General features: G+C 64.1%; 25 protein-coding genes and 1 pseudogene. 5 read left to right on the plus strand and 21 right to left on the minus strand.

Annotated features, from left to right (window positions below):
- The first annotated feature begins 96 nt into the window (after nt 1–96).
- The 4 genes from AWR35_RS08910 to AWR35_RS08920 all read left to right on the plus strand — a co-directional run bounded on the left by AWR35_RS08910 (nt 97) and on the right by AWR35_RS08920 (nt 3,877).
- A complete protein-coding gene (locus AWR35_RS08910; RefSeq protein ID WP_082664035.1) occupies nt 97–1,455 on the plus strand; it encodes a DEAD/DEAH box helicase in 1,359 nt (452 codons plus the stop codon).
- Between the two features lie 126 nt (nt 1,456–1,581).
- Entirely contained in the window at nt 1,582–2,391 is an 810-nt protein-coding gene (locus tag AWR35_RS10795) for a CBS domain-containing protein (protein ID WP_156413973.1), read from the plus strand.
- Nucleotides 2,392–2,464: 73 nt separating this feature from the next.
- Nucleotides 2,465–3,271 (plus strand): hypothetical protein, encoded by an 807-nt coding sequence (locus tag AWR35_RS08915; RefSeq protein ID WP_197408184.1) that lies wholly within the window; start codon nt 2,465–2,467, stop codon nt 3,269–3,271.
- A gap of 249 nt (nt 3,272–3,520) precedes the next feature.
- Nucleotides 3,521–3,877, plus strand: a complete 357-nt coding sequence (locus AWR35_RS08920; protein ID WP_058575606.1) for a hypothetical protein — start codon at nt 3,521–3,523, stop codon at nt 3,875–3,877.
- Nucleotides 3,878–3,959: 82 nt separating this feature from the next.
- Here AWR35_RS08920 and AWR35_RS08925 read toward each other — a convergent pair whose 3' ends face one another.
- From AWR35_RS08925 to AWR35_RS09015, 19 genes and pseudogenes are all read right to left on the minus strand, one after another.
- Nucleotides 3,960–4,799: a CbbQ/NirQ/NorQ/GpvN family protein gene (locus AWR35_RS08925; protein ID WP_058575607.1), complete on the minus strand. Its 840-nt coding sequence runs from the start codon at nt 4,797–4,799 to the stop codon at nt 3,960–3,962.
- A gap of 63 nt (nt 4,800–4,862) precedes the next feature.
- Entirely contained in the window at nt 4,863–5,189 is a 327-nt protein-coding gene (locus tag AWR35_RS08930; protein WP_058575608.1) for a P-II family nitrogen regulator, read from the minus strand.
- On the minus strand, nt 5,186–8,329 hold the full coding sequence (locus AWR35_RS08935) for a DUF2309 domain-containing protein (protein WP_058575609.1): 3,144 nt from the start codon (nt 8,327–8,329) through the stop codon (nt 5,186–5,188). Before AWR35_RS08935 ends, AWR35_RS08930 begins: the two co-directional genes overlap by 4 nt.
- 4 nt (nt 8,330–8,333) lie before the next feature.
- Nucleotides 8,334–9,080 carry a hypothetical protein gene (locus tag AWR35_RS08940; RefSeq protein WP_058575610.1) on the minus strand — a complete coding sequence of 249 codons (747 nt, stop codon included), beginning with the start codon at nt 9,078–9,080 and terminating at the stop codon, nt 8,334–8,336.
- A gap of 1 nt (nt 9,081) precedes the next feature.
- Nucleotides 9,082–10,764 carry a proton-conducting transporter membrane subunit gene (locus AWR35_RS08945; protein ID WP_058575611.1) on the minus strand — a complete coding sequence of 561 codons (1,683 nt, stop codon included), beginning with the start codon at nt 10,762–10,764 and terminating at the stop codon, nt 9,082–9,084.
- 139 nt (nt 10,765–10,903) lie between these two features.
- Entirely contained in the window at nt 10,904–13,255 is a 2,352-nt protein-coding gene (locus AWR35_RS08950; RefSeq protein ID WP_058575612.1) for a VWA domain-containing protein, read from the minus strand.
- A gap of 73 nt (nt 13,256–13,328) precedes the next feature.
- Nucleotides 13,329–13,667: a hypothetical protein gene (locus AWR35_RS08955; protein ID WP_058575613.1), complete on the minus strand. Its 339-nt coding sequence runs from the start codon at nt 13,665–13,667 to the stop codon at nt 13,329–13,331.
- Nucleotides 13,664–14,302 (minus strand): ParA family partition ATPase, encoded by a 639-nt coding sequence (parA, locus tag AWR35_RS08960; protein WP_058575614.1) that lies wholly within the window; start codon nt 14,300–14,302, stop codon nt 13,664–13,666. Before parA ends, AWR35_RS08955 begins: the two co-directional genes overlap by 4 nt.
- A gap of 7 nt (nt 14,303–14,309) precedes the next feature.
- Nucleotides 14,310–14,588: a 4a-hydroxytetrahydrobiopterin dehydratase gene (locus AWR35_RS08965; protein WP_058575615.1), complete on the minus strand. Its 279-nt coding sequence runs from the start codon at nt 14,586–14,588 to the stop codon at nt 14,310–14,312.
- A 28-nt stretch (nt 14,589–14,616) separates the two neighbouring features.
- A complete protein-coding gene (locus tag AWR35_RS08970; RefSeq protein WP_058575616.1) occupies nt 14,617–15,033 on the minus strand; it encodes a ferritin-like domain-containing protein in 417 nt (138 codons plus the stop codon).
- 43 nt (nt 15,034–15,076) lie between these two features.
- A complete protein-coding gene (locus AWR35_RS08975; RefSeq protein WP_058575617.1) occupies nt 15,077–15,406 on the minus strand; it encodes a BMC domain-containing protein in 330 nt (109 codons plus the stop codon).
- 139 nt (nt 15,407–15,545) lie between these two features.
- Nucleotides 15,546–15,842, minus strand: coding sequence for a BMC domain-containing protein (locus AWR35_RS08980; protein WP_058575618.1), 297 nt, complete (start codon nt 15,840–15,842; stop codon nt 15,546–15,548).
- A gap of 69 nt (nt 15,843–15,911) precedes the next feature.
- Nucleotides 15,912–16,208 (minus strand): BMC domain-containing protein, encoded by a 297-nt coding sequence (locus AWR35_RS08985; protein ID WP_058575618.1) that lies wholly within the window; start codon nt 16,206–16,208, stop codon nt 15,912–15,914.
- Nucleotides 16,209–16,262: 54 nt separating this feature from the next.
- Nucleotides 16,263–16,502: pseudogene (locus tag AWR35_RS08990) on the minus strand (carboxysome peptide B); the annotation flags it as partial.
- Nucleotide 16,503: 1 nt separating this feature from the next.
- Nucleotides 16,504–16,755 (minus strand): carboxysome peptide A, encoded by a 252-nt coding sequence (locus AWR35_RS08995; protein ID WP_058575620.1) that lies wholly within the window; start codon nt 16,753–16,755, stop codon nt 16,504–16,506.
- On the minus strand, nt 16,752–18,311 hold the full coding sequence (locus AWR35_RS09000; RefSeq protein WP_156413974.1) for a carboxysome shell carbonic anhydrase: 1,560 nt from the start codon (nt 18,309–18,311) through the stop codon (nt 16,752–16,754). Before AWR35_RS09000 ends, AWR35_RS08995 begins: the two co-directional genes overlap by 4 nt.
- 21 nt (nt 18,312–18,332) lie before the next feature.
- Nucleotides 18,333–20,804, minus strand: a complete 2,472-nt coding sequence (locus AWR35_RS09005; protein ID WP_058575621.1) for a CsoS2 family carboxysome shell protein — start codon at nt 20,802–20,804, stop codon at nt 18,333–18,335.
- Nucleotides 20,805–21,179: 375 nt separating this feature from the next.
- Nucleotides 21,180–21,512, minus strand: a complete 333-nt coding sequence (locus AWR35_RS09010; RefSeq protein ID WP_058575622.1) for a ribulose bisphosphate carboxylase small subunit — start codon at nt 21,510–21,512, stop codon at nt 21,180–21,182.
- 41 nt (nt 21,513–21,553) lie between these two features.
- The gene (locus AWR35_RS09015; protein ID WP_058575623.1) at nt 21,554–22,975 is read right to left on the minus strand and encodes a form I ribulose bisphosphate carboxylase large subunit; all 1,422 of its coding nucleotides are present in this window, start codon (nt 22,973–22,975) and stop codon (nt 21,554–21,556) included.
- 153 nt (nt 22,976–23,128) lie between these two features.
- On the opposite strand from AWR35_RS09015, the gene AWR35_RS09020 reads away from it, so the two are divergent.
- Complete coding sequence (locus AWR35_RS09020; protein WP_058575624.1) at nt 23,129–24,046, plus strand: LysR family transcriptional regulator; 918 nt, start codon at nt 23,129–23,131, stop codon at nt 24,044–24,046.
- 93 nt (nt 24,047–24,139) lie between these two features.
- Here the strand turns inward: AWR35_RS09020 and AWR35_RS09025 are convergent, their stop codons facing one another.
- Both AWR35_RS09025 and folA read right to left on the minus strand, forming a co-directional pair.
- Nucleotides 24,140–24,598, minus strand: coding sequence for a hypothetical protein (locus AWR35_RS09025; RefSeq protein ID WP_058575625.1), 459 nt, complete (start codon nt 24,596–24,598; stop codon nt 24,140–24,142).
- A gap of 101 nt (nt 24,599–24,699) precedes the next feature.
- A complete protein-coding gene (gene folA, locus AWR35_RS09030) occupies nt 24,700–25,203 on the minus strand; it encodes a type 3 dihydrofolate reductase (protein WP_058575626.1) in 504 nt (167 codons plus the stop codon).
- Nucleotides 25,204–25,273: the final 70 nt, after the last annotated feature.

Here is a 25,273-nt window from a genome sequence, read left to right on the forward strand (position 1 = left end):
CCCCGGGACCGTGTGACGGGAAACGCCACGCCATCCGAGACGCCATGCCCGCCATGGTCTCCATGCGCCGCGCGTCTCCCGAGGAAAATCATCTCTATGTTGTTCTCTGAACTGGGCCTTCGCCCGGAAATCCAGCGCGCCATCGAAGAGCGCGGCTACACCCAGCCGACCCCGATCCAGGCCAAGGCCATCCCGGCGGTTCTCTCCGGCAACGACCTGCTCGCCGCCGCGCAGACCGGCACCGGCAAGACCGCCGGCTTCACCCTGCCGCTGCTCGAGCGCCTGATGGCGACGCACCCGGAAGGCGGCCACAAGGGCGGCAAGCGCCCGGTCCGCGCGCTGATCCTCACCCCGACCCGTGAGCTGGCCGCCCAGGTCGAGCAGAGCGTGCTCGATTACGGTCACCACCTGCCGCTGAAATCGATGGTCATGTTCGGCGGCGTGGGCATCAACCCGCAGATCGACAAGCTCAAGCGCGGCGTCGACATCCTCGTCGCCACGCCGGGCCGCCTGCTCGACCACCACGGTCAGGGCACCGTCGACCTGTCGCAGGTCGAGATCCTGGTGCTGGACGAAGCCGACCGCATGCTCGACATGGGCTTCATCCACGACATCAAGAAGGTGTTGAAGATCGTCCCGGCCAAGCGCCAGAACCTGCTGTTCTCCGCGACCTTCTCCGACGATATCCGCAAGCTGGCCCAGGGCCTGCTCGACAACCCGGCCGAGATCTCGGTCACGCCGCGCAACACCACCGTCGAGGCGGTCAGCCAGTCGGTCTACGAGGTCGACCGCGACAAGAAGCGCGAACTGCTGGCCGAGCTGCTGATCGACCAGGACTGGCAGCAGGTGCTGGTGTTCACCCGTACCAAGCATGGTGCGAACCGTCTGGCCGAGTACCTCTCCAAGCGCGACATCCCCGCGATGGCCATCCACGGCAACAAGAGCCAGTCGGCCCGCACCAAGGCGCTGGAGTCGTTCAAGAACGGCACCATCCGCGTGCTGGCGGCCACCGACATCGCCGCGCGCGGCATCGACATCGCCCAGCTGCCCTACGTGGTCAACTTCGAGCTGCCGAACGTCGCCGAGGACTACGTCCACCGCATCGGCCGCACCGGCCGGGCCGGGGAGTCCGGCGAGGCGGTCTCGCTGGTCTGCGTCGACGAGCACAAGCTGCTGGCCGACATCGAGCGCCTGACCAAGCAGAAGCTCACCCGCCACGTCATGCCCGGCTTCGAGCCGGACCCCAACGCCAAGCCCGAGCCGATCCCGAACGGTCGGAACGGTGGCGGCGGTCGTCGCGGCGGCGGTGGCCGACCCGGTGGCGGCGGTCGAGGCGGTCCCCGCGGCGGACGCGGTGGCGGTCAGGGCCGTGGCCCCGGTGGCGGTGGCCGCTCGGGTGGCGGTCGTGGCAACGGCGGTCGCCGTGGTGGTGGGGGCCGTAGCGGTAACCGCTAAGCTCTAGCCCGTCGGCTTCGGCCGACCACACCCAGAACCAAGACGCCCGGCTCACCAGTCGGGCTTTTTTTGCATGTAGTCCTGATATGCTCTTTGGTTGAAAAATTAAGATGCGGGTAAGGAAGTATGGAAGGCATTCCACGTATTTGGGAAAAGATAAAAACTCTCTGCCTGGCTCATGAGGGTTTATCGATTGCGAGTGGTGTTTCTGCTGTCCTCCTCATTGTGTTCCTGTTTTTTCAGTCACTATTTCCTCGCACTCTCGATCTTGATGGAAAATGGCTTATCGTTGCAGCGGTTCCTTTAATTCTTGCCCTCGTGGTTGGGGGGTACGTGAAGAAGCTAAAAGGATTCGGCGTAGAGCTTGAGGCAAATTTACATAAGCCTGTTGGTGCTTCGGCTTTGCTAGCGACACATGCAATAGAGCCAAGCGTAAGCGATATCAAGGGAGATATTTCTTACCTGCATAGAATAAGTGGTCGCCGTCGGAATATAATAGATCGCCTTTTGGTTGTCGAAGGGCGGTCAAACTTTTATTCGGTCGATGCTTTTCAAGAGTATTTGTACCATTTGCCGAATTTGCGGTATTTGGAGGTTCGCGACTCCAGCGATGATTTTGTTGCATTAATACCGTTAAGAAGACTTCTTGGCAGGACAATAACAAAATACAAGGTGCATGATAGTGATTCGTCGCGAATAGAGGAGTTTCTTTCTGTTTTGCAGGATAGAGCTGTATTGGCGAGATATGCTAGCTCTGCTATCACCGAATATGTCAAGGCTGAAATGCCGCTAATTGAGGCGCTCCGGCATATGCATACTCATCGATTAGAGGTTGTAGCGGTTCTCGACGAAAACGGAAAAACTGTCGGCGTATTGGAGAGACGGCGCGTGGAGCGCGATGTGGTTCAGATGGTCCTCTCACAGGATCAATCGTGATTGAAATGTAATCGTTGTCGTGTTTGAGAGATTGTAATCGGCCCTTGGGAGATTGGATCATATGGATAGTGTCATGGAGATAGATCTTGATAACAGTCTTGAAATAAAAATAAGGAACACACAACCCGTCGCGCTTGAAGATTTGTCGCTTTCCCTTCTGGCTTTTGGGCAGCAGTTTCATAAGTTTGTCGAGGCTGAGGTTGAAAATGGAAGCGAAGTTTCCGCGGAATTGTTAATTAAGGAGGTGCGTAGTGGATCAATTGTTGTTGAATTGGTCTCGCAATCTGTGCCGATTGCTCCTCTCCTCTGGCAAGGCGGGTCGTTATTAGAGTGGTCTAAAGTAGTTCAAAATCTTTGTGCATGGCTTCTTGGGAAGATTGATAACGCTCCGAAAGAGTACTCGAAACAAGATTTGCAACAGTGGAATAGGTTTGTCGAGCCGGTTGCAAAGGATGGCGGCTCTCAGATGAATATCAATGTGGCCGAGGGTGGTAAGGTTATAAACCAGATTGTCGTTAGCTCAACAGAAGCCAAGGCTATGCAGAATCAGATTGAGCGCTTGGTAGACGATATGGATGAGCCGGAAGAGAATATTCATCGAAAAAAAGTTATGTATTGGTATCAGACCAAATTCGACCCGAATTCTGATACTGGCAATCGCGCGATTATTGATGATATTTCTAGGTCGGCGTTGAAGGTTGTTTTTGAGAATAAATCCGTTAAAGAAGAAATGCTGCAATCGCAGCCAAGGTTTGGTAAGCCTTGGCAGGAGCTGGCGTACATAGTTGACGTTGAGGTTCAGACGGTTCGTGGCAAGCCGAAGGTTTACAAAGTTTTGAAATATTATCCTGAATACACATTTGACCCGGATGTTGATTGACGTGTGTGAGTCAACGCTGAGAGACGTTGTTACGTTTGCCTTCTGCGATTAAGGGGTCCGAAAAGCCCATACCGGTATCGGATTTAGGCGACCGGTGAGTTTGTTAGGGGAGGGTGTGTGAGTTGGTCTGTAACGGCACGGCTGTAGACGGCCCTTTTTGAAACCAAACTGACGCCTCGAGGACCGACCGCGCGGTGATTGGCTGAGGTTGCCCAAGAGATGTGTTGGCTCGAGTAGTATGCTGGTTGCGTGTTCCGCCGCATCTACAACGCCCTGACGATCGTCGCGCTGCTGTTTATCGCCGCGGTAATGGTGCTGGTCGTCGCCCCGTCGTTCCTCGACCCGCAGTTCGAGATCCGGAACCGAACGGAGGAACCCGTTTCCGCGGTGGCGGCGTGGCGCGAGCAGGAGAGGGCGTTTCCAAATATCGGCCCGGACTCGACGATCCAGTTCAGTGTCGAAGACGAGGCGGGGATGGCGTTCCGCGTCCGTTACCCTGATGGCAGGGAGGCGGCCTGCGAACCCGTCTACTTCACCCGCGGCACGACCGTGATCGCAACGATCACCGAGGACGACATCGAGGTGCGCTACGACCGTGACATCTGACGATGTCCTGTGTTGATACAGGCAGAAAGCAAAACGCCCAGCCGAATGGCTGGGCGTTTGTCGTTTCGGCGGGCGTTTCCTGTTACTGGAAGAACGCGCTGACTGCCGAGTCGAGGGTATCGCGCATGTCCGGGTCGTCGGTGATCGGACGGACCAGGGTCATGGAGCAGGCGGCGCGCGGGTCGATGCCCTTGGCGATCAGGCTGCCTGCGTAGACCAGCAGACGGGTGGAGACACCCTCGTCGAGGCCGTGGCCCTTGAGGTTGCGCGCCCGCTGGGCGATCTCGACCAGCTTGCCGGCGATGTCGCGGTCGACGCCCGTCTCGTGGGCGAGGATCTCGGTCTCGGTGTCCGGGTCCGGGTAGTCGAAGTCGAGCGCGCCGAAACGCTGCTTGGTTGACTGCTTCAGATCCTTCATCAGGTTCTGGTAGCCCGGGTTGTAGGAGATGACGATCTGGAAATCCGGGTGCGCCTCGACGAGCTCGCCCTTCTTCTCCAGCGGCAGGACCCGACGGTGGTCGGTCAGCGGGTGGATGACGACCGTGGTGTCCTGGCGGGCCTCGACCACCTCGTCGAGGTAGCAGATCGCGCCCATGCGGGCGGCGGTGGTCAGCGGGCCGTCCTGCCAGCGGGTGCCGTCCTTGTCGAGCAGGTAGCGGCCGACCAGATCGGAGGCGGTCATGTCCTCGTTACAGGCCACGCTGATCAGCGGGCGCTGCAGCTTCCAGGCCATGTACTCGATGAAGCGGGTCTTGCCCGAGCCGGTGGGGCCCTTGAGCATCATCGGCATGCGGGCCTTGTAGGCGGCCTCGTAGAGGTCGACCTCGTCGTGGACCGGGCGGTAGTAGGGCTCGGTCTGGATGCGGTACTGGTCCGCGTCCGTGCTGCTGGTCCCTTGCTGGGGGCTTTGATCAAACAACATGTTTGCGCTCTCGAATCGGTGTTTGGTGTCGGTGGCGACGTCTGGGTCGCAATGCTACCGCGATCAGCCCTTGAACTTAACCAGGCGGCTGACCTGAATGTCGGAGACGAAGACCACGCCGCTGTGCTTGTCGAAGAACGGGGCGAAGCCCTCGAGCAACGGCTCGACCAGTTCTTCCGGGACGGCGGCGATGATCATGATCAGCACCTCGTCCTCGTTGAACATCAGGTGGCCTTCGTGGAAGCCCTGGCTGCCCTTGCCGGAAAGGTTGCCCACGATGGTGTAGCCCTTCACGTCGGCACGGTCGAGGAGGTCGGTGGCGAATTCCTGGTGCTCGCCCTCGATGATGATCTCGAGCTTCTTCAGCGGGTTGAGTTTGAGATTGCTCATGCAGGGCTCTCCTCTGCGTCAATGGATTCCAGTTGCTTGGCCCGCTGGGGCGCCGGCCCCAGGTCGTGCCAGTCGCCGCGGTCGAAGAAGTGCATGTGGCCGGTCTCGGGGTCGGCGACCACCACGTTGACCCAGCCGTTGACGATCAGGCTCAGCGCCTTGGGCACGCGGCCGGCGGCGGCCAGCACGTGCGGGACCGGCGCCTCGACGATCACCAGCAGGCGCAGCGGCTCGTGGTACGGGCGGCCGTCCTTGAGCACCGTCTGCGAGGGCAGGCCGGTACGGATGTCCGACAGGTTGCCGGTCATCACGCCGAAGCGGCCGGCGACGTTGTGGTACGCCTTGGAGCCACTGCCGAAGCCCTCGTTGTCGACGGCGGAGAAGTAGTGCTCGAGGTTGATCCACTCGCCGATGATCAACGGACCGGAGAGGATGGTGTCGAGCAGGCGGCCTTTCGGGTCGAGCTTGTAGTCGTACGACAGCAGGAAGCTGCGCCCGTCGAGGTCCATGTCCTCGGTCAGGTGCCGGCCACCGACGACCACCGCTGCGTTGCGCGCCAGGCCCCACTCGGGGCGTACCTGGGTCCAGTCGCTGGTGTTGCGCTGGATGTGGCGGAAGGCCGTGGTGGTGTCGAGGTTGGGGTCGACGTTCTCCTCGAGCGTCGGCAGGCGCTCGGCGGCGCACAGGCGGCTGGCCGCGCGCAGGCCGTTGCGCAGGCGCTCCATGTAGACCAGGTGGCTGGTCGGCAGCAGGTCGAGGTCGTGCAGGGCGATCTCGTCGGAGGTGGTGTTGTGCTGCGCCGGGACGAACCAGGTGTCATCCGGGATGTGGATGCCCTGTTCGGCCAGGCGACGGCGTACCTCGGACTTGTTGGCCATCTGCGCGAGTACCCGTGCGGAGACCAGCCCGTGGCCGCCGCCGCAGGCGCCGCAGTCGAGCGCCGACTCGTAGGGGTTGTTGTCCGACTTGCTGGCGTGACCGGCGAGGATGACGAAGCGGGAGAAGTTCTCGTTCATCCCCATCATCCGCAGCGCCTGGCCGACGAAGTACACCTGCTCGTCGGTGGAAAAGCCGATCTTGCCCAGCCGCTCCATCTGCATGGAGACGAACGACGGGTTGATGCGGTACTCGTCGCGCAGGGTCTCGATGAACTCGGCCTCGGCGGCGGGGCTCAGGGCGAACTGGCGGGCGAACTCGGAGGTGCCCTCGCGGTTGCCCATCGCGATCTCGCGCAACTCGCGGATCATCGAGTCGGTGATCGCGTCGCGGTCGATGCCGAGCTGCTGACCGATGGCCTGCACGATCGTCACCCGCTGGAGCGAGCGGACGATCGAGTCGGCCTGCTCGCGCGAGAGCTTGTCGATCAAGAGACGGGTCGAGGCGTCCTTGGGCTCGATCCGGTTGCGCCAGCGGTCGTAGACGCGCGGCGCGACGGTCTTGCCGATCATGTCGAAGCCGAACAGCAGGCCGATCGCCTCGACGGTGAAGTACGGCGAGAGCACCGAGCTCTTCACGTCGTGCAGGACGTGGCTGGCCGAGGAGTAGAAGTCGGTCTCGATTTCCGTCGCGCCGGTCGGCACCTCGAGCACCACGTTCTTGGGCGTGATCTGCACCGGGCAGAGATCCAGCTCGGTGCCCTTGCCCAGTCCGATGAAGCTGACCGGGACACCGAAGAAGCCGGCGATGCCGAAGGTCTGGTAGTCGCCGACGTGCTCGAGCTGGCGACGGATGCGCTCGGAGCGCACGTCGATGCAGAACAGTGCCTGCGCGAAGGGACGCTTCTCGCGCTTGCGCGGCGGCAGCAGCTTGATCTCGTTGAGGAGCGACTTGCGGTAGACCGCTTCCATGGCGCGCAGCCACATCATGCCCTCGCCATCCTCGAACTCGTCCAGCAGGGTAAGCAAGGCGTCGATCTGGTCCACGTCGAGGGCCTTGAGCGCCTCGGTCTGCCCGGCCGTCTCGGCCAGCGCCAGCAGGCGTTCGCTCTGTCGGCGCGCCTCGGCGCTGCGCTCGTCGTGCAGGTACTCGGGCAGCAGACGGTTGATGTGGCCGGGGTGGCGGTGCGCCAGAGCGTCGTCGACGCGGTGGGCCCACTCCGGCTGGACCGTGCCGCCGTGGTAGGCCTGGCGCAGGTAGCACTCGGCGGTGTGCTGCTCGAGGTAGGTCGCCAGTTCCGGGTAGGTGGCGGGCAGCCGCTTGCGACGGGCGTGCTCGCGGATCAGCGCCAGGCCCAGCACCAGCCGGATGGCCAGGAAGTCGATCAGGTCGGCCGGGTAGGTCTGCGACCAGTGGTAGCGACTGGCTGTCGAGCGCCAGCGGATGAAGCCGGCCCAGCCATGCAGGCGGGTCAGTTCGCGGGTGATCAGGCCGTCCCAGTGCGACTCCTCGATGCCCAGCTCACCGAGCACGTACGCGATAACGCCCTCGGCGGAGGCGTCCTGCGCGAGGATCTTCTTGATGTGCAGGCCGCGCAGGAACAGGCGCAGGTTGCGCTTGGCCAGCGCGCTCCAGGCGGTGAAGAAGCCGTGTTCGCGCCCAGGCATCTGCAGGGTCGACTGGCCTTCGTCAAAGAAGTCCAGGCAGCTCTTGATCACCAGCTCGTCGAGCGTCGTGCCGATCTCGGTACCGAACAGCAGGTCGATCGACTCGTACAGCGGTCGCTCGGGCGGGAACTGCCGCGCGAGGCGCTCCTGGAGTGCGTCGATGTCGGCGGTCGTCTCGCCGCAGGGGGTCGTCTCGCCGTCGATCGCGCACTTGATGTCGTCGGCATCCGCCAGGTCGAGCCGCTCGCCGACGGTCTCCGGCGTGCGGCACAGCAGCGTCTGCAGCAGGCCGTGGAGATCGAGCTCACCGATGGCATCGCGCTCGGCCAGGAAGCGCTGGATGTCGTCACCGAGGGTGGCGTCGTCGACCTTGCCCTCGGCGTGGTAGCGCTGGTAGTCGGTGCGCGGCAGGAACGCGCGGCCGTGGAAGAGCTGCTCGCCCTGGCGCACACCCTGCTCGAACGGCAGGTGCTCGAGACCGTGCAGCGGGTTGTGGTGGATGAAGGTCCGCATCGGCCAGAAGAACGGGATCGGTTCGGCGGCCATGTGGACCATGGAACGGATTTTCAGGCGGCGGCCCAGCGTGAGTCGACTCATGGCTTCAGGCTCCTGTCCAGATCAGGTTCATCAAGACCGCGGCGACGATCACGACCGCGAAGCCCCAGGCGTGGAGGGGCTGGAGGTCGGCGACGTTCTTGCCGCTGCGCGGGCCGAAGACCGTGTTGCGCAGCAGCCGGGTGCCGGCCCAGCTCCATAACAGCCAGGTGAGCAGGGCCATGACGACCGGCGCGAGCTCGCTGTGGAGCAGCAGGCCCACCATGGCGAAAAAGCCGGGGGAAATCGGCAGCGCCATGGCGGCGAGCAGAGACACCGCGATCAGCCCGGCCAGGCGGGGCATGTCGCGCGCCATGCCGGTCACCAGGCCGGCGTAGGCGGCGCCCAGGCGGCTTTCCAGCAGGGCGGTCACCGCCACCAGCAGGGCCGGGGCGACGGCAAAGCCGAGCACGAAGGCATGCAGGTCGATGGCCCGGCCGCTGTCGGCGGCCATCACCCAGGTCAGGGCGAAGGCGGAGGTGGCCAGCATGGCGGACCACTGGCCGAGCTCGCGGACCGTCAGCAGGCGCCAGGCGTAGAAGGCGGCGGTGAGCAGCCCCCACCAGAGGAAGGCGCTGCCCGTCAGCGGCGCGCCGGCGGCCAGCAACAGCAGCACGCCGATCTGCGGCCAGACCAGGATCACCAGGATGCGGATGACCGGATGAGTGAACCGCGCCAGCACCCAGTTGAAGACCATGCTCAGCGGGAACAGCGGCAGGAAGAACCCTGCCAGCAACAGCAACAGCGTGTTCATATCAGCGCCACCTCATCCAGACATTGATGCGCTTGGAGCCTTCGAGCAGGGACTGGCTCAGACGCGTGTACAGATCGGCGATGTACAGCTCGCGCGAGATCAGCGAGTAGAGCGTCAGTCGCAGCTCGGTGAAGCGGTTGCCGAACAGCGACTCCTCGCGGCTGGCGAGGTAGCTGCCGATCCAGCCGACCAGCACGATCAGCCCCAGCAGGATCACCAGGCCGTCAAAGGTCACGGCGTCGAGACCGGCGGCGTGATACAGCGCCTCGCGGAAGGCCGCATCCGGGTAGAGGAAGGTCTCGAAGGTGTGGCCGATGATGCTGTAGCCGATCACGATCAGGGCGAACGACAGGAGGATCATCAGCATCATGCGCACCGGGTTGGTGGCATCGAGGCGATGCGTGGCGAACAGCACCTGCACGCCGGTGATCCAGCCGAAGAACAGCAGCACGATCGCGCCCTGTTTCTGGAAGAAGTCGGGGGAGACCGCCCAGTGCGCCAGCAGCAGGATGGCGAGCGGCACGATCAGGGTGACCAGCCCGATGGCCATCCAGGGCAGGCGCGTGGCCTTGCCGGTCTTGCGGTCGACCAGGAAGGTGTACAGCGGGTTCTGCGGCACGTCGTCGTGACGGCGCGCGTCACCGATCAGGTCACCCGAGCTGAGGAACATGGTCGCCTTGAACATGCCGTGGGCGATCAGGTGGAACACGGCCAGCGAGAAGGCGCCCACGCCGCACTCCATGATCATGAAGCCCATCTGGCCCATGGTGGAGTAGCCCAGCGACTTCTTGATGTCGTTCTGGGTGAGCATCAGCACCGAACCGATCACGGCCGTCAGCAGGCCGACCACGAACAGCAGGTGCAGCACGCCGTCGGCATTGACGAACGCCGGGGCGAAGCGGTTGATGATGATGCCGCCGGCATTGACGATGCCCGCGTGCATCAGCGCCGACACCGGCGTCGGGCCGTCCATGGTGTAGGGCAGCCAGGTGTGCAGCGGGAACTGGGCGGACTTGGCGAAGGCCGAGATCGCGATCAGTCCGGCGGCTGTGATGGCCGCCGGCATGCCGAAGACCTCGGCCTCCGGGTCGGCCATCAGGCGGTCGAACAGCGTCGGGAAGTCGAGTGCGCCGTAGGCCTGGAACAGCACCACGGCCGCCAGGACCATCGGCAGGTCGCCGATGCGGTAGGTGAGGAAGGTCCAGAAGGCGTAGCGCTCGCCCGGCCGCGACTCGGTGTTCTGGCCGAGCAGGAAGTACATCATCACGCTGACCAGGTGCCAGGCAATAAGCAGGGTGATCAGGTCACCTGCGGTGACGAACAGCAGGATCGCCGCCGTCATCAGGTCCAGCAGCATGAAGAAGCGCGCGTAGCCGGGTTCCTCGGCCATGTAGCGCACGGAGTAGATGTGGACGATCAGGCTGAAGCCCGCGACCACCAGCGCCATGATCGCGCTCAACGGGTCGAGGTAGACGCTGCCCCAGCTCGCGCCGATGCCCATCCAGCTCGGGCCCTGGTCGCTCGCGATGTAGACCACGATCTGCCAGAGGGCGACGAGGAAGGTCACCACCCCCATGCCCACGCTCAACTGGGCGACCCGCTTGCCGAGCCTGCCGGCGAGCAGATGCACCAGCAGGGCGGATAGCACCGGCAATAACGGGATCAGCCATTGCAGTTTGACCATGTCCTTACTCCATCTTTCGCTGGCCGGTGCCAGCTCGCTGCAAAAAAATCTCGTTGTCGCTTGTCGGCCGGTTACTCGACCGTCGTGCTAGGTATTAACGGCGCGCCCCGGCAGTAACGGGGCGGTGTTCCCGACCGCGTCAGCGCGTCATCGACAGGTACAGCGCCGGGAGCTTCTCCGGCAGCCGCGAGACGTGATCCAGCACCATGTAGTTCTTCGGGCCGAACACGCGCGAGACGTAGTCGTCGGCGTGCGGATCGAGCGTCACGCAGAAGGTTTCCACGCCCTGGCGATGCAGTTCCTCGACCGCCTTCTTGGTGTCGTGGCGCAGGTACTGCGGATCGCGAACGTCGTTGTCCGAGGGCTCGCCGTCGGAGAGCAGCAGCACCAGCTTGCGCTGGCTGGGCCGACGGCTCATCACCGAGCCGGCATGGCGCAGGGCCGCACCCATGCGGGTCGACAGCTGGCCGGTCATGCCGGCCAGGCGCGCCTTGGCCTTGTCGCCGTAGGGCTCGCCGAAGTCCTTGAAGCGGTAGTACTCGACGTCGTGACGGCCGTTGGAGTCGAAGCCGTGGATGGCGAACGGATCGCCCACGCGGTGGATGGCGTCGGCCAGCAGGGTGGCGGCCTCGCGGGAGAGGTCGAGCACCGTGGTCTCCTCGTCACCGCGGCCGATGATGTCGTTGGTCGACTCGGACAGGTCGATCAGGAGCATCACCGACAGGTCGCGCACCTGCAGGCGGGTGCGGATGTTGATGCGCGGGTCGGGCGTCTCGCCCATGCGCATGTCGATCATCGCGTTGACCGCGGCGTTGATGTCGATCTGGTCGCCGTCCTCGACCTTCTTTTCGCGGACCACGCCCTGCGGCTGGATGCCCTCGATCAGGTACTTCAGGCGACGGACCAGCGGCTTGTGGCGGTCGAGGATCGCGTCGATCGACTCGGGGTCGCCGTCGACGGGGCGCTTCTCGTTGATCGTGGTCCAGTACGGCCGCTCGAGCTGGGTCATGTAGTCCCACTCGGCGTAGTGCACCGGCGAGAGCGTGCGGTCCTCGGCGAAGATGTCCGAGTACTTGCGGCCGTGATTGTCGTAGAGCTCGGTGCCCAGCACCCAGACCTCGTCGGCGTCCTCGGCAGAGATGTACTCGACGTCGAGCTCGTTGAGCATCTCCATCAGCGAGACGTAGCGGCGCTTGTCGTCGGTGTCGCCCTCGCGCTGGATCTCCATCGCCGACTCGGGCTTCTCGAACAGGAAGCGGTTGTCGTCGCGGTAGGGGACGCTCGGCACGTCCTGGCTGGGACTGAAGGAGAGGCCCAGTGCCTCGACCCGCTCGGCCAGCGCCAGCCCGGCGCTACGGACGCGCTCGTAGTCCTCGAGGTCTTCCTGGATGGTCATCACGGCCTCGCGGGCCTCGACGACCAGCGGGTGGTCGTCGGCGTACCCGGGGTCGAGCAGGGCGAGTGCGATGCGATCGAGCAGCGGGCCGACGCGCTCGGGGTCGGTCTCCTCGTGGCGATTGACGGCAATCCGCGCGATGCGAGTCCACAGCGGCGCCAGGCCGGGGAAATCCGCACCGGCCAGGGCCTCGACGCGCGCATCCTCCATCAGGCCGATGAAGGTCTGCTGGAGCTTGGAAGCATCCTCGGATTCCGTGTCGAAGGCCGAGTAGATCATGTGCGCGGCGGCGTGGGCGGCCGAGGCGCGGTAGAGGTTCACGCCGTCGACCATCGACTCGTCACGATCGACGTAGTCGTCGAAGGCGTCGGGCAGGTTGATGAACGGCCCCTCGATGAACGGTCGGTAGCCCTCGCGGCTCTCGAAGTCGCCGGAGGTGGGACGCAGCAGGAAGTTGCGTGCCCACAGCGCCCGCAGGTACATCACCAGGCGGCGCTGGACGTCGACGAACAGCGTGCCGCGACGCTCCTTCTGCAGCACGGCCTCGGCATCGGGGCTGGCAAGGCTGAAGTAGGCCTCCAGCGCGTCGAAGTCGTTGCGGTGGGCATTGATGCCCCAGGTGGCCCAGCGACGCAGGCCACCGAGCGTCAGCACCTCGAGCAGGTGGTCGAGCTGCGTGAGCATCGGGCGCAGGGCGCGCGGCGCCTGTGCCAGGATGAAGTTGACCAGCGACAGGTACTGATGGAACAGCGAGGCCTCGCCCAGCCGGTTCGCCGCCACCGGGGCGGTGGAGAACAGCAGGGAGAGGACCGCGGCACTGGTCTTGGAGAACATCTTGATCGCCATCGAGAGCAGCTCGAAGGCGGTATCGGTGCCCAGTTCCCTTGCCACTTGCGGGGTCGCCTCGATATAGGCGAGCACCAGCTCTTCACCACGACCCAGCGACTGCAGGCTGATCGCCCCGTCGAGATAGGCTTCGAGTGCGCGCGGCGAGAATACCCGCGAGGCATCCACCCAGTGGATCTCGAGGATCTCGCGCGCGTTCTCACCCAGCTCGTCCAGGCGTTCCTGGTCTTCTAGCCGTGCACTGCTCATGGCGTTGGTCGCTGTTCTGCGGGTGACAAGGGAAACGGGAAGGGCCGGCGGGGGACCGGCCCGGGGAGACGAATCAGTCCGGCCAGACGCGGCGCGGGTGCAGCGGCTGCTGACCCTGACCCGGGGCCTTGGTCTTCTCGGCCGGCTTGGCGGCGGTCGAGGTCGACCGGGTGGCCGGCTTCTTGGCGGCGGGCTTGCTGGCAGCCGGCTTCTTGGCCGGGGCGCGGCGCGTGGTGGTGCTGCGCTTGGCCGTCGACTTGGCGGCCGGCTTTGCGGCGGGCTTGGCCGCCGGGGTGGACGCCTTGCTCTCGGCCGGCTTGGCGGCGGTCTTGTTTTCCGTGCTTGCTTCGGCCGGCTTCTGCTGGGACTCGGACTTCACGCTGGCGCTCAGCTTGTCTTCCAACTTGCTCATGATGGCGTAACCTCGTCAATGATGTTCTCGATTTCGTCTACCGCCGCACGGCCGCGGCCGCCGAGCTGGTAGACGCTGACTCCCTCCACCACCGCCGTGCGGAAGGCCGCGCGGCGGCGGACGGCCGAGGGAAGTACGGGCAAGCCAAGGCCCGAGACGGCATTCTGCATGGCTCGGGTCATGGCGCTGCGCGGTTCGGTCTGATTGAGCAACAGATAAGCCGAAAGCTCTGCGTTGCCGTTCTCCCTTGCCTTGGTCACCGCCTCGACGGTGTCTGAACTCGCCCACAGGTCGAGCGGGGAGGGGAGAACCGGGATCAGCACCTGGTGACTGTGCTCGAGGAGAGCGATCGTCACGTTCATGTCGAGCGACGGCGGGCAGTCCACGATCACGTAGTCGCAGTGCTCGCGGGCGTGCTCGAGATTGCGGTGGGCATCGTCGTGGTCGTCGAACAGACGCGGCAGACCCGACTTGGCCTCGCCCCAGCCGGACCAGTGGCGCAGGGCGCCCTGCGGATCGGCGTCGATCAGTCCGACTTCCGCACGCCTGGCCAGCCCCGAGGCGAGATTGATGGAAAGCGTGGTCTTGCCACAGCCGCCCTTGAGATTGGCCAGTGCGATGACGTGTGCGGACATGGAATCGTTACCCCTCCTGGGTTTGCCCGGCCAGCTCGTCTGCCTTGCGTGCGAAGCTGACCTCGAGATCCCCCAGCGTTTCCTCCAGCGGCGAGACGTTGACGCTCACCGTGGTGCGGTCGAATTGCAGGCTGGGGTGGTAGCCCATTTCCTCGGAGGCCTCGGCGAGGCGATCGAGGAAGTCACGCGTCTGATCGTAGTCCTCGAACTCGAAGCGTCGAATGAGCATCGGCGGGCGTTTCTGTGTCTGCCAGCCGTCCAACTTGATGTCGGTCGTGTCGGACATGTGGGTTCTCCCTGAGAACGCGTGTTGTCTAGCCGCCGAGCTGACGGACGTGGCCCAGCTCCTGCTCGAGGAGGTGGGCGAAGAGGGCGCCGGTCTCGTCCGGCTGGAAGCGCCGGAACCAGTTGGCGGACTCCTCGTAGAAGCGCACCGTCTCCCATTCGTGGGCCCGGCTCAAGGCCAGGATCTCGTCCGGGTTGCGCCCGGGGCGAACCGGGTTCAGTGACAACCCCGGCGGTGCGTAGCCCAACAGCAGCATCTGTCGGGTAATCAGGTCGGCATGGCCCATTTCCTCGTCCGACAGGCGGGTGAGGTGGTCGGCCAGTGCCTGGTCACCCCAGAGCGAGACCAGGCTCGCCCGGGTCATGTGCTGCTGGGCGGATTCCATTTCCAGTTGCAGGGCGCGTCCGAGCAGCCCGATCACACGCGAATTCGATCGCATGCTCATTGCCAATCCCTCGTCTCAGGCATTAGCCATTGTCAGTCGTGCGTCACGCGATGGACGGGACGCACCAGGAGGATTCGCAGTGGGCGGGATCCTCCGGCAGGATCGACTCGACCTCACCGTGTACGCGGGCAATGATGTGCGCCGCGACCAGGCCATCGCCGACACGCTCGCAGGCATCGGCGCCGGCACGGACGGCCGCGTTCACGGCACCGGTCTCGCCACGGACCAGCACGGTCACGTAGCCACCGCCGACGAACGAGCGGCCGATCAGGCTCACTTCGGAGGCCTTGGTCATGGCGTCGGCGGCCTCGATGGCCGGCACGAGGCCGCGCGTCTCGATCATACCCAGTGCGATACCAGTGGTGGAAGCCATGTCGTGCAACCTCAGGTCAGTCAATCCAACAAGAGCCGTCAGCACTTACGTCTAAACGGCTCCCGATACAAGAATTAGGGCAGCAGGCAGACCGTGCCCGTGGACACGGTCGGAACTACCTGCTTGCAGTTGCCCGGAATTAGGCTTCCGGGGCTTTCGGCAGAATGTTCTCTACCTCGGAGTGGACACGCGCGATGATGTGCGCAGCCACCAGGCCGTCGCCTACGCGCTCACAGGCGTCAGCGCCAGCGCGAACAGCAGCGTTGACAGCGCCGGTCTCGCCACGGACCAGTACGGTCACGTAGCCGCCACCGACGAACTGACGACCAACGAGGCGAACCTCGGCAGCCTTGGTCATGGCGTCAGCCGCCTCGATTGCCGGCACCAGGCCGCGCGTCTCAATCATTCCCAGTGCGATACCGGATACATCAGCCATTTGAGTTACTCCCAAGCTGTAGTTGAATCGGCCGGCGACGTCAGGCCGCCGACGCTACGTGAATCCGCCTTAGGCTTCCGGGGCTTTCGGCAGGATGTTTTCTACTTCGGAATGGACACGCGCGATGATGTGCGCAGCGACCAGGCCGTCACCAACACGCTCACAGGCGTCGGCGCCAGCGCGAACAGCAGCGTTGACAGCGCCGGTCTCGCCACGGACCAGTACGGTCACGTAGCCGCCACCGACGAACTGACGACCAACGAGGCGAACCTCGGCAGCCTTGGTCATGGCGTCAGCCGCCTCGATTGCCGGCACCAGGCCGCGCGTCTCAATCATTCCCAGTGCGATACCGGATACATCAGCCATCTCGTTTCTCCTCTCGAACGACTTGTTTAAACAGAAACCCTAATTTCAGTTTGGATCCCAGTTATCAATGATCCCGATGATCGTGAGATCGGTCTGGATCGTGGGATCCGGGAGCGCCAACCGGGCGGCAGAACCGCTGACGGTGACGACCCATTTCCCTTCTGGCGCCCCGACAGGGTCGGCGGCGACATTGAGCTTGCCCGACTGATCGACGAGCACCCTCAAGGATGTGTGTTTCAGTCCCGGCACCCGGCGCGTGGCCACCATGTCGGAACGTACCTGCATGATCTCCATGTCACTCAGCGGACCATTGGTCGATGATGCCCACGATGGTCAGGTCGGACGGGTAGGACTTGCTGCCCGCCGCTTCCCGTGCCGCCGAGGAGCCGACGCAGATGACCCAGTCCCCCGGGATGCAGCCGATCGCGTCGACCGCGACCTGCGGCGTGCCGCCCGGCTTGTCCGTGACCACGAGCAGCGGGCGGTGGCCCAGCTCGCCGATCCGGTTGGTGGAGACCAAGGTCTTTTCGACCCGCATGATCTTCATGCTTGTGAAACCTCTTCAATTTCGCTGCCGGACGGACGGTCCTGCACCGTCAACTGGAAGAACAGCATGTTCTGCTCGTCCAGCGCGTGGTGGCGCTCGCGGATCGCGTTGCAGACCCGCTGCGCTCGCGCAACCGCGCGGTCTCGTCCACCCGGCACCCGTCCGTCGTAACGGAAGTGGATGGCAATCGGGATCGGCAGTCCGTGGCTCACGTTGAGCTTGCGGAAGATCTTGATCCCGACGTCCAGGTCGTTCGTGTTCTCTTCGACGGTGTGCAGGTGCGCGTAATACGCGATGTTGCGCATCTGCACTTCCTCGAAGCCGTCGCCGACGCTGATATAGCGCTCGGCATGGCCGATGCTCTCGGCCGGGTAGCGGCCCTGATGCCGCTCTGTCACGTAGTCGATCTGTGACAGGTTGTTGACCAGCAGGGTGGCGATGAAACGTCGCATGCCGTCATGCGGTTCGCCACCGGTGCTGCGTCCCCAGTCATCCGTCTCGTTCACCGAGCGGATCGCATCGTACACGGCCCGACGTGCGGCTTCCCGGTCGAGATTCAACGTCTCCTGGTACAGGTAGGCGTTGTCGACGTAGCGATGCACGCTCAGGTCGCCGTTGGCATCCGGGACGTGGACGCGAATGGCGTCCGTGTCCGTATCAACACCCACCAGCAGGATGTCGGTACTCGCGCCGCAGCAGTAGGTGTTCTCCACTGCCTGGCGGAAGGCCTGCAGCCGATCCAAAGCGGCCTCGGCTGCCTTGCGCTCGTCGCTGCCATGCGCGGCGCAGCCTTCATGATTGGGGTCCGAGGAGCTGCCGTGGTAGACCGCGATCTTCAGATAGCGGGTCCCCTCGTCAGCGCGGCTCGGCACGCCCTCGCGAAACCGGCGGAGTTCGACTTCGCTCCACAGCTGGAGGTCTTCCTCGACGTCGAACAGTGCGCCGGCATACGCCTTGCGATAGGTGAACGACCAGGCCGGCAGCCGCAGGATAAACGGCATGAGGCCCTTGAGCCGTCCGTCCGAGCAAGGACTGATGTCGATTGCGTGGAAACCGCAGTCGAGAAAGAAATTGCTCGTGGACAGCGCGTCGTTCTTTTGGTCTTCCAGTTTGCGCCCAAACTGCTTGGTAGCGGCATTGAGCGCTTCAAAGGTGGCACTTGCGAACAGACCCCGCAGATCCGGCCCGTTGATCCAGCTGTCATTGACCAGGGCTTCGTTGAAGCCGTGGCCGAGCCGGTCCTGGGCCATCTCCTGGATGCGCTCGCCCAGCTGCCCGTCACGGGGCAGGGCGGCGACATCCTTCAGGAACGGGACGATGCGATCGAACCGCTCCGTGACGGAATCCTCGCAGTACGCCAGTTGCCGGTTGCCTTCGTGGTCGGTGAGCGGGTGATGGCAGCTGCGCTCCGGAAGCGACGGGCAGGCTGGGTGCGCCACCTGGGGCGAACCCAGCGGGCTGCGACGACCCTTGGGTGCGCCGAGCCCGAACGGGGCCCGACGCTGACCCAGACGGGGCGCACCCAGACTGCTGCGTCGAAACGGTTGCTGTGTCATCACGCCGCTCATGTCGTCCACTTAGCCCCGAGCACCACCGGAGTAGGTGATCGCCGAGCTGTTCATGTCGTTACCGCTGCTGCCCGTAATCTTGGACGCCGGGATTTCCGGACGCGGTACTTCACGATTGACCCAGGCATTGCGCACAGCGCCGCGTGCCTCGCCTCGCAGGGACGGGTTACGGCCCTGGGCCCATTGACCCTCGGTGCCGGAAACCTTTCCGTTGCGGGACCAGTCGTCACCGGTAATCCGGCAACGATCTTCCCCTTCGCCGGTGATGCGCTCGCGCGCTTCCGGCTCGGGTGCACACTGCAGTTCGGCGTCAGCCGGAGCGACAGCCGGGATTTCCGGTTGCGGCTCGGCGGCTTCCACCGGCTGGGCCGGCGCATTCTGCGTCGGTGCCGGTTGAGCCGGGGCGGGCGCGGGTGCCGGAGCCTGGGCCTGCGGTGCAGGCGTCGGCGTCGGCGTCGGCATGACCGAACCCATCCGCGGATGAGCGGCACTCGGCTCAGGGTGACGGAACTCCGGCGTACCGGTGATCAGTCCCATTGCCATGTTGCTCGGGCCAGTGATACGACCACCTTGGTCGAACGAGCTGCCCGTGATGCGGCCGCGAGCGGCGCGTGCCGGCGGTTCGACACTGAAGTCCTGCGGGGCCGTGATCGGCTCCTGGACCGGTGCCTGTGCCGCCTGGGGCACGTAGCGAGCACTCGGTTGCGTCGGCGCAGCCATCGGGTAGCTGCTCGGTGCCGCACAACCGGTGTGCATCGCGTTCGCATACGGGGTACCGCTGACGTAGTGCTCGTAACCGTATTCGTTACCGGTCACGTGCTGGGTGCGGTCCATCGGCGTACCGCCGACGGTCTGCCCCTCGCAAGTCAGCGACTCCTCGACCTTCTCAGCACGGGGTGCGGGCGAAGCCGAGCAGTACGAGCCGTAGTGTTCAGCGCCGTAATACTCGGTACCGGTGACGGGCATGCACCCCCCTTGCTCGTCACCGGACATCTTTGGGTGATGGTCGACGCGCTGACCGGTCAGACCGTGCCCACCGAGGGTGTGCATGGACTGAACCTTGTCGACGCCGCCACCGCAAAGACGCGGTTCGCCGTACTGAGAACCCGTGACACGGGAGCAGGAGCCCGGCTCGTTGCCGGTCACGCGCTCGCTGCGGTCCACGAGATTGCCCGTGATCCGCTGGCCGTGACGCGACTGATCGATGCCGACCTTCTCGTAACCCGGCTCCGGCTGAGCGTTGCAGAACGATTGGTACTGCTCGAAGCTCAGGTACTGGGTACCCGAGACGCTGCTGCAGGAGCCCGGCTCGTCACCCGTGACGTGGCTGGAACGACCGACGGCGGTGCCGGAAACGGTGCGACCGGTGTAGGTGTGCGTCTCCGCAACCTTCTTCGGTGCGCCGTTGATGGTCATCCGCGCCACGCCAGCGTCGGCGTACTCGGAACCGGTGATCGGACGGGCTGCACCCGCCTCGCCACCAGTGGCCCGGGCCGGACGGTACTCGTCGCTACCGGTCACACGCATCTGCTTCTCGGTCCGACCCGCCACGACCTTGTCGGCGTGGGTGGGGCGGGCCTTGGTGCCGCAGAAGGACTGCAGGTCTTCGCTGCTCAGGTACTCGGTGCCGGTCACGGACTCGCAAGTCCCGCGCTCGTCACCGGTAACCTGGGCGGCTCGGCCTACGGCGGTGCCGCTGACGCCATGACCGCGTGCGGTCGTCGTCGTGCGAACCTTCGGCTCGTTCGGCTGCGGGCGGGTGGAGCAGAACTGCTCGTATTGCTCGTTGCCGATGTACTCGGTGCCCGAGATCACCCGGCAGCTGCCGGACTCGTTACCCGAAACGCGCTTGGAGCGCTCCACCTGGGTGCCCTTCACCTCATGGCCGGAAATCGTGTGACCGGTCTCCACCTTTTTTGGCGCGGACGCCTCTTCGGTCGAGCTCGGCTTGCGACGTCCGACGGGACGGCAGGAAGGGGCGCTGCCCCGACCGTAGTGGCACAGCATCTCGCGATGGCGCATGGCCGCTTCGCGTCCGCTGGCACTCGTGTCCAGATAACCAGGGACCTGGTAACCCACACGCCCCGGGCCGCCCTGAGACGCCGGCTTGGCCGGCAGGGCCCGCTTGCCCTTGTTTGCCATGGCCTCACGACGGGCCTGGCAAATCTGGCGAACGGAATTGGCCTGCTTGCCGAGACGGGCCGGCCGCTTCTTGGCGACCGTGCAGAGCGACTCGAACGAAGCCTCTACCTCGGAGTCGGCCTGGGCGTCGTTGCGAACCGGAGCCGGTTGCTGCTGGGCGCGAGCCTCGTCAGCGAACGGCATCTGGTTGCGACCCGGGCCACCCTGGGAGGCGGGCTTCGGCGGGAGTGCCGACTTGCCGTACTTCGCCATGGCCTGGCGACGCGAACGGCAGACGGAACGCACCATGTCCGCCTCGGAACCGAACTGACCCGGATCGGACTCGGCGAGCGAGCACATCTGGTCGACGGATTCGTCGGTGGACGCGGATGCGTTGGATTGCGAGCCGGCGGCACCGTTGCTGCCAGAGGACCGCGATGCAGCGGGGTTCTGACGAGCGGCGGATGCCGACGATTTCCAGGCCGAGGTGCTGGCGTTTTTGCCGTGTGCGGACAACTGCGCACGACGTGCGCGGGCAAGTTCCTTGCCGGTCAGACCGGCCAGGCTGCCCCCTGCAGAAGAGGCGGACGTGTCACCACGCCGAGCCGCTTCCTGTCGGGCGCGAGCTGCTGCACGATTTCTGGCTGCATTGTTTCCAGATTGTACAGGCATGCCTGTTGTACCTCGTGTATGGGATTGCCTGGCGCGTCCGAAGACGCGCCGGGGCCTCGACTATTAGCCTGCGCGGTAAACCACGAAGGACGTACCCTGGCTCTGGGTAAAGTTGTCGTAGGCAACCAGACGGACGTGATGGCCCGGGTACTTGCGGTGGCACTCTTCGATCTCGGTGAGAACGTTCTCGACGTTGTCTTCACCGAAGAACGGCAGCTTCCACATGTACCAGTAGTGGTTCATCATGTTTTCCGGCTCGACGTGCTCGACGCTCGGGGCCCAGCCCTGCGCCAGCGCGTACTCGATCTGAGCGCGGATTTGGTCCGGGGTCATCTGCGGCAGGTAGGAGAAAGTCTCGTACTTGACCGTAGTCTTGTAGTCCTGCATTTGGTTCATGGTTTCTTACCTATGTCTGGTTCTGGTTAAGAAGGCCTGGATCAGCGGTTCTGGTTGTCGAGCTTGTCGACGGTGTCGAACTCGAACTTGATCTCTTTCCAGGTTTCCATGGCGATCTTCAGCTCAGGGCTGTGCTGCGCGGCCTGAGTCAGGATCTCCTTGCCTTCCCGCTCTACGTCACGACCCTGGTTGCGGGCCTCGACACAGGCTTCCAGAGCGACACGGTTGGCAGCGGCGCCAGCGGCGTTGCCCCACGGGTGACCCAGGGTGCCACCGCCGAACTGCAGGACGGAGTCGTCGCCAAAGATGTTGACGAGTGCCGGCATGTGCCAGACGTGGATACCACCGGAAGCGACGGCGAAGACGCCCGGCATGGAGCCCCAGTCCTGGTCGAAGAAGATGCCGCGCGAGCGGTCTTCCGGGATGAAGGATTCACGCAGCAGGTCGATCCAGCCGAGGGTGGAAGCGCGGTCGCCTTCCAGCTTGCCCACGACGGTACCGGTGTGCAGGTGGTCACCGCCGGACAGACGCAGGATCTTGGTCAGTACGCGGAAGTGGATGCCGTGAGTCGGGCTACGGTCGATTACTGCGTGCATCGCGCGGTGGATGTGCAGCAGAACGCCGTTTTCCTGACACCACTTGGCCAGACCGGTGTTCGCGGTGAAGCCGCCGGTGATGTAGTCGTGCATGATGATCGGTGCGCCAATCTCCTTGGCGAACTCGGCACGCTTGTACATCTCTTCCGGGGTCGGAGCGGTAACGTTCAGGTAGTGACCTTTGCGCTCGCCGGTCTGAGCCTGTGCGGTCTCGGTTGCCTCCTGGACGAACAGGAAGCGGTCACGCCAACGCATGAACGGCTGAGAGTTAATGTTCTCGTCGTCCTTGGTGAAGTCGAGACCGCCACGGAGGCACTCGTAAACGGCACGGCCGTAGTTCTTGGCGGACAGACCCAGCTTCGGCTTGATGGTGCAGCCCAGCATCGGACGGCCGTACTTGGACAGCTTGTCACGCTCGACCTGGATGCCGTGCGGGGGACCACCACAGGTCTTGATGTATGCCAGCGGGAAGCGAACGTCTTCCAGGCGCAGACCACGGATGGCCTTGAAGCCGAACACGTTGCCGACCAGCGAGGTGAAGACGTTTACAACGGAGCCTTCCTCGAACAGGTCGATCGGGTAGGCGATGAACGCGTAGAACGCGGAATCGTCACCCGGGACGTCTTCGATGCGGTATGCGCGACCCTTGTAGAAGTCCATGTCGGTCAGGAGGTCAGTCCAGACCGTGGTCCAGGTGCCGGTGGAGGACTCGGCTGCAACAGCAGCGGCTGCCTCTTCGCGATCGATGCCCGGCTGCGGGGTGATCTTGAAGCACGCCAGCAGGTCAGTGTCCAGCGGCGTGTACTCCGGCATCCAATAGGTTTCGCGGTAATCTTTTACGCCCGCGCTGTAACTTTTATTCGCCATAGCGATCCTCCGGAAGGGTAAGGTTGGCATTGGGTTTGGGATCGACCTGGGGAAGGCCCCGTTTCGTCTCGGCCGATACTATACGTCCACCGTCCATCAAAGCAATTCAAAATAAGTGATGTTCACCATAAAGAAAGCCTTATGGATTAAACGATGATCCGATTCACATTCCATCAGCTCCGCGTCTTCAGCGCCGCAGCCGAGCTTCTCAACTACACCAAGGCAGCGGAGAAACTGCATCTTACTCAACCTGCAGTGTCAATGCAGATTCGGCAGCTGGAAGACAACGTCGACCTGCCCCTGTTCGAGCAGACCGGACGGCAACTGTACCTGACTGACGCCGGAAGGGAACTATATGGCTACGCCCAGCGTATCCTCGAGGTGGTCACCGAGGCCGAGGAAGTGCTTGAGGGCATGAAGGGCGTCCACCGTGGTCACCTGCGTGTCAGTGTCGCCAGTACCGCGAACTACTTCGTCGCCCGACTGCTGGCCGATTTCTCCAAGCGCTACCCGGGCGTGTCGATCAGCCTGGACGTGACCAACCGCCAACGTCTGCTGCGCCAGCTGGCAGACAACGAGGCCGACATCGTCATCATGGGCGAGCCGCCCACCGATGCCGACCTGGTCTCCGAGGCGTTCCTGGAGAACCCGCTGGTCGCCATCGCCGCGCCCGACCACCCGCTGGCCAAGCGCAAGGGCATTGCGCTGGAGGAGTTGGTGCAGCACCGCTTCGTGCAGCGCGAGTCGGCCTCGGGTACCCGCGCGGCGATCGAGCGCTTCTTCGAGGAGCACGGCTTCGCCGTCAAGCCGGGCCTGGAGATGCGCTCCAACGAGGCGATCAAGCAGGCAATCGAGGCGGGTCTCGGTGTGGGTATCGTTTCCCAGCACACGCTCGAGCTGGAACTGGAGACCGGGCGGCTGGTGGTCCTCGACGTCGAGGGTCTGCCGATCATCCGTCACTGGTACATGGTCCAGCGCCAGGGCAAGCGGGATACCCCGGTCATGCGCAGCTTCCACGATTACGTGCTCGAACAGGCCGAGCAGCAGGTGCGCCAGCCAGCCGGGGAGTAGGCGCACTCTGATCGCTCGCCATCGTTCCGATGCGAAAAAGGCCCGCCGTAACAGGCGGGCCTTTCGTTTGTGAGCGCGCGTGCGCGCGAAGGCTCAGCGTTGCTGGCGCTCTTCCTCGCGCACCAGCGGCGCCCAGAAGTTGCGCAACGCACCGACCGGTACCGGTTCGCGTGCCTTGAGGAACGGCTCGGCGGCGGGGACGAGGACCGGGTGGCGCTCGGTCATCAGGCGTATCCAGTGCAGGTCGCGGAAGGACAGATAGTCGTTGCTGAAGTGCGCCGGCAGGCCGACCCACTTGGCGATCGTCGCCGCCGGGGCCAGTGCCAGCCAGACGGCCATCGCGATCAGCGGCACGCCCACCCAGGGATGGCCGTATTCGGTGGTGTTGGCCAGCAGCGACCACTGCAGCATGAAGAATGCGCCGGCCAGCGCGATGCCACTGGCATACAGCCAGCGAAAGCGCAGGGTAATGTGGTAGACGTCCACCAGCCGGGCAATGAGCTCGGGCTGGTAGTCGAATTCGTCACGCAGATCGAGTGACTGCTGGGTCATCACGGACTCCTGGGTTCATGTCCCGGCCGGATGCGACAGGCGCAACCGTCATCGGTTCGCGCCACCCTCGTCCATGATGGTAGTGCAGTGCGGCCGGCCCGTCAGGTCGGGATACGGTCGAACACCAGAAACTGGTAGGCGTAGGGATTCGTGTTGTCCGGCTCGTGGCGGGTGACTTCCGTGAGCTCCCACTCGTCCGGCACGTAGACCGGGAAGTGGGCGTCGCCGGCGACTTCGACTTCCACCAGCGTCAGGTACATCCGGTCGGCGCGGGGCAGGTACTGGTAGTAGATGTTCGCCCCGCCCATCACCATCGCCTCCTCGCTTTCGTCGAGGTGCGACTCGGCCTCCGCCAGTGCCGCGTTGAGCGAATGCACGATGATCGCGCCCTCGGCGGTGAAACCCTCGTCGCGGGTGACCACAATGTTGGTCCGCCCGGGCAGCGGCTTGCCGATCGACTCGTAGGTCTTGCGCCCCATGATCAGGGGCTTGCCCATGGTCAGCTGCTTGAAGTGCTTGAGATCGGCCGGCAGCCGCCAGGGAAGCTGGTTGTTGCGACCGATGACCTGGTTGCGGGCCATCGCGGCGATGAGACTCACGCGCATGGGGGTTCCTGCCTGACGGCACGGTTGAAAATGGCTTCGGATCAACCGGCTAGTCTAGCCGAATCCCCCG

The organism is Guyparkeria sp. WRN-7 (assembly GCF_001641825.1).
Lineage (GTDB): Bacteria > Pseudomonadota > Gammaproteobacteria > Halothiobacillales > Halothiobacillaceae > Guyparkeria.